The sequence below is a fragment of the Clostridium sp. Marseille-Q7071 genome (assembly GCF_965112025.1).
Genome location: NZ_CBCOPR010000003.1, coordinates 1 through 8,816, shown reverse-complemented (window position 1 = coordinate 8,816; position 8,816 = coordinate 1). Strand labels below are relative to the sequence as shown.

Here is an 8,816-nt window from a genome sequence, read left to right as displayed (position 1 = left end):
GAAAGAAAAGGTTAATTTTAATTATGTGTTTTGTCCTTTCTGTGGAGAGAAGTATAAGGAGGATTAATATGTTTAAAGGTTTATTATCAAACCTAAACCTAGACAGTGCAGAATTCAAAGCAGTATTACAAATGACAACCGAGGATATAAAATTCAATAATATTAACTTTAACAAAAGGACAAGCCTGCAAGATGTAATCAACATAGCTGAAAAATCGGCGGTAGCTCTTAGGAGGTGTATTGACATAGATGGTACAACAATCTATAACAGCATAACAGGAGAAACTATTGGAGACATAACAGAGCTTAGCTTAGAAGAAATAAATAAGTTGTTGGAGGGTTAAAAGATGATAGAAATTGCAATTAATAAAATTGAAGAACCAGGATATAAGATTCTAAAAAATATGATTATAAATGAGTTAGTAAAAGCCCCAGCTGAATCGATAGTAAGAAAATTATTAGAGGCAAATGACTACCTAGAAAAGTTAAGAAAAGAAAATAAAAAAAGAGATGGCTTAAGCCACCAAAAATAAAAATTCGTTAATTAGATTTTAAAACAAATTTATAGAAAATGCAAATGGAGGGTTAATTATATGAAGATAATTTTAAAGAGCTTAAAGCTTAAGAACTTTAAAGGCATCAAAGATTTAACTATAGATTTTTCTGAAAACACTAATATATTTGGAGACAATGGAACAGGTAAAACAACTATAAACGATGCTTTTACATGGTTGCTATTTGATAAAGATAGCCAGGATAGAACAACTTTTGAGATTAAGACATTAGATAGCAATAATAATGTAGTACACGGATTAGAACATGAGGTCACAGGAGTTTTAAGTGTAGATGGTAGGGACATAACATTAAGTAAAATCTATAAGGAGAAATGGGTTAAGAAAAGAGGAGAAGCTGATAAACAACTTACAGGGCATGAAACTTTATACAGTATTAATGAAGTGCCAGTTAAAAAGAGCGAATACCAAGAGAAGATTAATGAACTTATAAAGGAAGATATATTTAAGCTTATAACTAGCCCACTATATTTTAGTACAAGCCTTAAATGGCAGGATAGAAGAAACGCATTGCTAGGGATAATTGGAGATATTACAGACGATAGAATAATTAATTATAGAAACGATTTAAAGCTTTTAGAAGAGTTATTAATAGATACAGATATAGATACCCTAAAGAAAAGTATACAAGCACGCAAAAGAAAGTTAAACGACGATATTAAGGCTATTCCTATAAGAATAGATGAAGCGAATAATTCTATTCAAGAGCTTGATTTTGAAGCTTTAGAGTTTAGAAAAAGAGGTATAGTAACTGGAATTAAATCTGTAGAAGATCAGTTAATGGATAGCTCTAAAGTTAATGAAGAAGCTTTGAAAGAAAAAGATAAACTATATTCTCTTAAATCTAAATTGAGGGATATGGAATATAAGGCAGACACTGAGAAGGATAAGCCTAAAAAAGAACTTCAAAATAAACTTAATTCATTGCAACTGGATATAGATAGGCTACAAATTACAATTAACAACTTAAAAGTAAATAAACAGTATAGTGAAAATGATATTGAACATTATAAAAAATTATGTGATGAAGAGAGAAATAATTGGTTTGAACAAAACCAGAAAGTATTTGAGTTTGATGAAAATACTTGCATATGTCCAACTTGTAAAAGAGCTTTTGATCCTGAAGACATAGAAAATAAAAAGCAGCAGCTGGAAGAAAACTTTAATTCTAATAGAGCTAAAACACTTAAAGATATACAAAACAAGGGCAAAAGTTATAAAGAACTATTAGAGAAACATGAAGAAAAACTAAAAGTAATTAATTCTGACATAGATTCTAAAAATAAAGAGTTGGAAAAACTTAAAGCTTCAGAGCAGGAGCTGAAAGAAAAGATTAATAATTTTGTTGCAAAAAATACTTTAATAGATGATGGAGAATACCAAGAATTAAGCATAGTTGTAAGTGAGTTAGAAACTAAACTACAACAACCAACTGACAGCAATGACAATATTAAAGACCTTAGAGATAAAAGAGTGATGTTGGAATTGGAGCTAGACGGAGTAAATAAGCAGCTATCTTATAGAGAACAGAATGAAAAATTAAAAGCTAGAATATCTGAATTGATGGAAGAGGAGAAAAAACTAGCACAACAAATAGCTAAGTTAGAAGGTCAAGAGTATCTTTGTGAAGAGTTTATAAAAACTAAGGTTGAGTTATTAGAAAGTAGCATAAATAACAAGTTTAAGTATGTAAGCTTTAAGTTATTCGATACACAAGTAAATGGCGGACTAGCAGAAACTTGTGAAGCTTTAATAAACGGAGTACCTTTCAGCAATGCAAATACTGCAAGTCAAATTAATGCAGGGTTAGATATTATAAACGCTCTATCAAGTCACTATGAGGTACAAGCTCCAATTTTTATAGACAATAGGGAGAGTGTAAACCAACTTATAGAGGCTAACTCACAAGTTATTAATTTAATAGTATCCAAGGATAAAAGTTTAAGAGTGGAGGTAATACAAAATGGCAGAGAATAAAGCAGTTACAATACAAGAAAAAAATATTACAGAGGAGGTACTTGCAAGAGTTCAAGACCTTAATAAAAAAGGAGATTTAGTTATCCCACAAGGATATAGTGCAGAAAATGCTTTAAAAAGTGCGTATTTAATTCTAAGTGAAACACTAGATAGAGATAAAAAGCCAGTTCTACAAAGCTGTAGCAAGGCAAGCATAGCAAATGCTCTTTTAGATATGGTAATACAAGGACTAAGCCCAGCTAAAAAGCAATGTTACTTCATACCTTATGGTGGAAAATTGCAATTAAGTAGAAGTTACTTAGGTACAGTAGCAGCGACCAAAAGATTAAAAGGTGTAAAGAATGTAGTCGCAAACATAATCTACGAAGGGGATGAATTTGCCTATGAGCTAGATTTGGATACGATTAAAAAAGATTACTAAGCATGAACAAAGCTTTGAAAATATAGATCCATCAAAATAAAAGGTGCTTATGCAATTATAGTTATGGAAGATGAACAAAAACTATGTGGAGGTAATGAATATAGGGCAAATAAAGAAAAGCTGGAACCAAGGAGCAGCAAAAGGAAACAGTGGGGCAATATACAAAACTTTGCGGACGAAATGGCTAAGAAAACTGTAATTAATAGAGCGCGGTAAAACATTTGTTAACACAAGTGATGATAGCGATATTCTAGTCGGAGCGTTTAATAATGCAGATAAGGAATATGATGAAAAAGATTTAGTGAGCAATGTTGAGTATGAAGTAAAAGAAGAAATAAAGCAAATGCAAATGCTAAAGAAATAAAGATAGAAACTCCAAACACAAATGAAGAGGTAATAGATGTAGAACCAACAGAAATTAAAAATACAAGTACAGAAGAAGGTCCAGGTTTCTACTATGGAGTTAAAAGTATTAGGGAGTGGCAGTAGCGGCAACTGCTACCTACTCCTAAGGAAAAAGAAGAAATTTTAATCGTAGAATGTGGATTACCTTTATAAAGAGATTCTAAAAGGATTGGATTTGATTTAAGTAATATAATAGATGCCTAGTATCTCATGAGCATCTAGACCACAGTAAAGCACAAGAGAGATTACTAAGAACGGAATAGATGTTTATAGCAGCATGGGGACACCAAGGTTGTGATAAACTATAGAGGACAGGTAATAAAAAGTGAAGTAGCTTTTAAGATAGGGAGTTTTGCGGTAGTTCCTTTTGAAATTAACATGACGCAGTGGAGTCGTTAGGGTTCTTAATTACACATAAAGAAATGGGTACATTGCTATTTGCAACGGACACATACTATTTAAAATATAAGTTCAGTGGATTAAATCACATTCTTATAGAGTGCAACTATAGCAATGAAATATTAAGACAAAAGAGTTACCCGAAACTCTAAAAAGTAGAATTATGAAATCGCATTTTGAATTAGAAAATGTTAAGGACTTTCTAAGAGCAACAGATTTAAAAGAGGTTAAAGAAATAATTTTAATACACTTGTCAGATGGAAATAGTAACTCAGCAGAATTTAAACAGACATAGAAAAATTAACAGGGAAACCTACTTACATTGCAGATAAGAGGTTGACATTAGAATTAAGTTTATAGGAGGAAAACATGGCAGAAGGATATACAAGTATTCATAGGAACATTCAAGAGCACTGGATATGGCAGGACCCACAGAAATTAAAAATGGTTAGATATCCTCCTTCTAGTCAACCACAAAGACAATAAATTTCTACTAGGTAATAAAATAATGGAGCTAGAAAGAGGAGAACATCATACATCAGAAGTCAAACTTTCAAAGTGTTGGGGCGTGGATAAAGACAGTAAGAAGCTTTTAAAATTACTAGAAGATGATAAGATGATTAAACTAAAAAAGACGCTAACAGGGACAACTCTCAAAGTCAGTAACTACAACATTTATCACAACTTTTCAGAGAGCAAAGGACAGCTAAAAGGACAACTCATGGGACAGCTCAAGGCAATAACAGAGTCCCAGCTTGAAGGACAGCTCATAGGACAGCAAAGTCCCCGCCAACTGGACACAAACAATAATAATGATAAATAATGATAATAATGAAAACAATGAGAATAAGGAGAAGAAGAGCAGCCAGTTAACTCCGACCCTTTCTTCTAAAAAGTAATTTTGGTAAGGTGAGTTTTGAAACATGGATTGAACCAAATGAGATAGTTGAAACAGAAACAGAGCTAAAGATTAAAGCAGTTAATAACTTTACTAAAGAAATTATTGAAAATAAATTTAAAGAGACAATAGAGCTACTAACTAAAAAGAAAGTTTTAATAAAAGAATGATTAGAGAGATAGAAAGATGAAAAAAGGAGTGAAAATAATTTATAGAAGCACAAATTATAACTATAAATTTTAAGGAGTTTAGCTTTGAGCAGAAAAAATATTTCGACTATGAGGGAAATACAAAAATTAGACTGGACCTCGATTATGTACCTTTAGATGGAGAAGAAGTATATATAAACATTCTAGGTATAGATTTTGTTAGGGTTGAGGAGGTATAGGGCATGATTACGGAAGTTTGTTTAATCGTTTATCATTAACTGTTATTATCGGGTTATTAACCGTAAATGTGAGCTTTAAAAGAACAGAGAATAGGATTAATTGTCTAGAGGACAATGTTATGGATAACATGGGAGAGATTACAGCGGCCAGAAACTTTAGAACTCCAAGAGTTGAATAGTAGGGACATAATTATGGAGGAACTTTAGTGCCAATAAAGAAAATACGGTTAGTATATTTAATAATCTGTACAGCAAATTGGTGTTCACGCCAATGACATTCCAGTACGTAGAGAAAGGTGAAAACAATGGAAAAATCAATAGTAATAAATGATGGAATAGGAATTAAGCAACTAAGGCATCTTATGGAACTATCAACTTTGAACAAAGCATTAAACAATGAAGAATTTTTACAAGATATTAGTGTTTATAATAAAGCAATAAATAGGATATTGGAGCAGCAGGAACAGTCGTAAATTAGATTAAAAGAAGAAGGAGTGAGAGTCTAAATCTGAAAAGAATGAAGCAAAAAATAGCAATCTTAAAAAAGCGATTTTTGTATTGGCTCTATGACCAATTTAATATTCCAGATATGTAGGAAGGATTGTGATGATTCATCTTACATTGATTACATTGTCGACGCATTAATTGAAAAAAATGTGAAAATATATGTCCTTTCAAAATTATGACTGCATAGGACACTGTAAGGAAAATATTATAGGATGCGCAGATGGATTGATTGGATTTACTGATGGTTGTAATAGAGAAGTTGAAAAAAGTGTGGAAGGATTTTATTGGTATTGAAAATGAAAAATATTAAATGTTTTATTTTGGGACATATACCTAAAAGAACACTTAAAAGATATGTTTGGTCATGAATATGTATGGCAAAAAGTTTATTGTAAGCGTTGTGGGAAACGTTTAAATTAATTCACAATATGATTACATTGCAAGGGAGTTAATAGAATGAACAAAGAAAAGCTAATTGAATTTGAAGATAATAAGCACTGAATTATCATGATGATGAATTGGTGGTGTGGATACACCATTTAGATATAAAAGAGTTTTGCGAAATGGTCGGAAAAGGATATTTCGATGAAAGTGGATGTAATGTTAATTTGCAATATGGCATTGGGTGCTATATAGCATTGGATTTAGTGCCTATATGTGAATGCTTCAAATAGAACCGAGGAATTTGAAAGCAATGTACTTGATTAAAGTACGACATTAAAGATTATATTGCTGTAAGATTTAGATCTGAAAATGGATTCTGTCCTTATTTTATCTATAAAGATACTAAATTTTTTATAAGAGATAGAAAAAGAGGAATCAATGATTATGTTTATTCTCTTTGTAGTAAAAGTATCAATAAAAAACATTATAGATTTTAAGAATAAAGAAGATGCTCTTAATTTTATTGAATCTATTCAAGGTATAAAAAAAAGATATATATTACTATGAAGATAAAAGACATATTTATTCTTTAGTTGGAAAAACATTGACTATACATGAAAAAGAAACTGAAATAGCTAATTATTTTGAGAGCTATGATGAATGTTTGAATTTTCTAAAAAATATGTTTTGGATTTTATTAATTCTCACGAGCCTAAACAAATTGGTTTATTTTAATTCTCAATGCAAAAGTAAAAGAGAATGATTATTAGACGACACAAGGGGGGTGATAGATGATAAACCAGTTAATCAACGGTGATTGCCTTGAGGTAATGAAGGGAATAGAGAGTAATTCAATAGATATGGTACTGTCTGATTTGCTCCTTTGAAATGACTAAAAATGAATGATAAAGCAATTCCTTTTGAGCCTATGTGGGAACAAATTATTAGGATCACGAAAAATAATGCAGCAATAGTATTTATGTCAGCAGGTATGTTTACAGCAGAGCTTATGTTATCAAATAAAAAACACTATAGGTACTCTTGGGTGTGGAAGCCAAAAGAAAAAACCAACTTTTTAAATGCTGGTAGGATGCCATTAAGACAGCATATTGATATACCTGTATTTTATAAGAATTTACCAATATATAACCCACAAAAGACTTATGGACATAAACCGGTAAATAAATATAAGCAGCATACAACTGCAGGTGAAAATTACGGTAAGACAAAAATAGGTATGCAAGGCGGAGGACAAACAGATAGGTATCCAACGACCATTATAGATATTCCGTATAGTGCTATAAAGATAGTTGATAGAATACATCCTACTCAAAAGCCAGTAGAGTTATATGAATATTTAATTAAAACTTATACTAATCCAAATGATACCGTATTGGACCTTGCAGCAGGAAGTTGTACTTTAGCTGAGGCAGCTATAAACACAGATAGAAATTATATTTGCATAGAAAAGGAAAAGAAGTACTGCAGTAAGGCTGCTAAAAGAATACAAAGAGTTATAGAAGAAGGTCGACAGCTAAGAATAGTTTGATTATATGATAAAAAGCAGTTTAGGAATCTAATTATCTATATATAACAATAAATAGATAATTAGGCAATTCCGAGACATAAGGGGTGATAGGGTATTAATAGTGATTTAATGTTTAGCAGTAAAACAGATATGTGGAGTACTCCGCAGGAATTTTTTAATAAATTAAATGAAGAATTTAAATTCAATTTAGATCCTTGTAGTACTCACGAAAATGCTAAATGTAAAAAACATTTTACTATAGTAGAAGATGGCTTAAAGCAGGATTGGAAAGGTAAAACAGTGTTTTGTAACCCTCTTTATGGTAGAGAGATAAAAGATTGGGTTAAGAAGTGCTATGAAGAAAGTTTAAAACCTAATACAACAGTAGTAATGCTTATTCCAGCAAGGACAGATACAATATATTTTCACGAGTATATTTATAAAAAAGCAAAAGAAATAAGATTTATAAAAGGAAGATTAAAGTTTGGAGAAGCTAAAAATGCAGCACCATTTCCAAGTATGGTTGTAGTATTTTAGCGGCACAAATCAAATATAGTGTAAAGGAGCGAAATTGATGGACAAAGCACAGCAACACATGGAAATATGCAAAGAACTAAATAGTCTATACAAAAGAAAAAATCATGACTATGGAGATAGCTTTAGTAAGGGATTTAAGGAATATGGAATGGTAATGCCAGTAATAAGGTTGGAAGATAAATTAAATAGGTTAAAGACCTTAATTAAAGCTGAGAATAAGGTTGATGAGAGTATAGAAGATACATTAATGGATTTAGCTAATTATTCTATAATGACATTGATAGAACTGAAAGAAAAGGGGGATAAACATGATTAAACATAAAAAGTTAACAATCCCTTACAAAGTAGGGGACAAGTTAGAAATCGAACTGGATGATAATAGGGGAACTAAACGAGGAAGAGTAATAAATAGAACGAGCCATAATATAATAGTTAAATTCAAAAACTATAAAGAGAGTTTTAATATAGGGCAGCTCTTAAATACAAAGGTGGTAAGAGTATGAGAGAGATTAAGTTTAGAGCATGGAATAAAACCAAAAATAAAATGATTATTGTTAAAGATATCATTACAGTTGATGGAAAGTTAAAGGTAAATAATGATAATTGGGATTGGTATAAAGATGAATATATATTAATGCAATACACAGGATTAAAAGATAAAAATAATGTTGAGATATATGAAGGTGATATTGTTAGTGCTATTTGGTACAACTATGATGAACCAGAAAGTGAAACTATTGGAAAAGTCATTTTCAACGAAGGATGGTTATCGTTTTGCATATGGAATGAATCAGAGAAAT

General features: G+C 31.0%; 14 protein-coding genes and 2 pseudogenes. All 16 read left to right on the top strand.

What is annotated here, in order from left to right; all coding sequences use genetic code 11:
* On the top strand, window positions 1-344 hold a 344-nt coding region (locus ACWPW7_RS23205; protein WP_454055623.1), incomplete at its 5' end, for a hypothetical protein.
* 3 nt (window positions 345-347) lie between these two features.
* A complete protein-coding gene (locus ACWPW7_RS23200) occupies window positions 348-533 on the top strand; it encodes a hypothetical protein (protein WP_454055622.1) in 186 nt (61 codons plus the stop codon).
* 60 nt (window positions 534-593) lie between these two features.
* Entirely contained in the window at window positions 594-2,549 is a 1,956-nt protein-coding gene (locus ACWPW7_RS23195) for a recombinase RecF (RefSeq protein ID WP_454055621.1), read from the top strand.
* A pseudogene (locus ACWPW7_RS23190) lies at window positions 2,536-3,186 on the top strand (recombinase RecT). The gene ACWPW7_RS23195 and the pseudogene ACWPW7_RS23190 overlap by 14 nt, the downstream one beginning before the upstream one ends.
* A gap of 751 nt (window positions 3,187-3,937) precedes the next feature.
* Complete coding sequence (locus tag ACWPW7_RS23185) at window positions 3,938-4,069, top strand: hypothetical protein (protein WP_454055620.1); 132 nt, start codon at window positions 3,938-3,940, stop codon at window positions 4,067-4,069.
* A 213-nt stretch (window positions 4,070-4,282) separates the two neighbouring features.
* Window positions 4,283-4,597 (top strand): hypothetical protein, encoded by a 315-nt coding sequence (locus ACWPW7_RS23180; RefSeq protein ID WP_454055619.1) that lies wholly within the window; start codon window positions 4,283-4,285, stop codon window positions 4,595-4,597.
* A gap of 77 nt (window positions 4,598-4,674) precedes the next feature.
* Window positions 4,675-4,842: pseudogene (locus ACWPW7_RS23175) on the top strand (DnaA N-terminal domain-containing protein); the annotation flags it as partial.
* 235 nt (window positions 4,843-5,077) lie between these two features.
* Window positions 5,078-5,239 (top strand): hypothetical protein, encoded by a 162-nt coding sequence (locus ACWPW7_RS23170; protein ID WP_454055618.1) that lies wholly within the window; start codon window positions 5,078-5,080, stop codon window positions 5,237-5,239.
* Between the two features lie 126 nt (window positions 5,240-5,365).
* Entirely contained in the window at window positions 5,366-5,533 is a 168-nt protein-coding gene (locus tag ACWPW7_RS23165; RefSeq protein WP_454055617.1) for a hypothetical protein, read from the top strand.
* Between the two features lie 193 nt (window positions 5,534-5,726).
* Entirely contained in the window at window positions 5,727-5,861 is a 135-nt protein-coding gene (locus ACWPW7_RS23160) for a hypothetical protein (protein ID WP_454055616.1), read from the top strand.
* 528 nt (window positions 5,862-6,389) lie between these two features.
* Window positions 6,390-6,518: a hypothetical protein gene (locus ACWPW7_RS23155; RefSeq protein ID WP_454055615.1), complete on the top strand. Its 129-nt coding sequence runs from the start codon at window positions 6,390-6,392 to the stop codon at window positions 6,516-6,518.
* A 331-nt stretch (window positions 6,519-6,849) separates the two neighbouring features.
* Entirely contained in the window at window positions 6,850-7,500 is a 651-nt protein-coding gene (locus ACWPW7_RS23150; RefSeq protein WP_454055614.1) for a DNA-methyltransferase, read from the top strand.
* 108 nt (window positions 7,501-7,608) lie between these two features.
* Window positions 7,609-8,016, top strand: a complete 408-nt coding sequence (locus ACWPW7_RS23145; protein ID WP_454055613.1) for a DNA N-6-adenine-methyltransferase — start codon at window positions 7,609-7,611, stop codon at window positions 8,014-8,016.
* Between the two features lie 37 nt (window positions 8,017-8,053).
* On the top strand, window positions 8,054-8,332 hold the full coding sequence (locus ACWPW7_RS23140) for a DUF1599 domain-containing protein (RefSeq protein WP_454055612.1): 279 nt from the start codon (window positions 8,054-8,056) through the stop codon (window positions 8,330-8,332).
* Window positions 8,325-8,519 (top strand): hypothetical protein, encoded by a 195-nt coding sequence (locus ACWPW7_RS23135; protein ID WP_454055611.1) that lies wholly within the window; start codon window positions 8,325-8,327, stop codon window positions 8,517-8,519. Before ACWPW7_RS23140 ends, ACWPW7_RS23135 begins: the two co-directional genes overlap by 8 nt.
* Window positions 8,516-8,816: YopX family protein (locus ACWPW7_RS23130; protein WP_454055610.1), on the top strand; the 301-nt coding region annotated here is incomplete at its 3' end. The genes ACWPW7_RS23135 and ACWPW7_RS23130, both read left to right, overlap by 4 nt.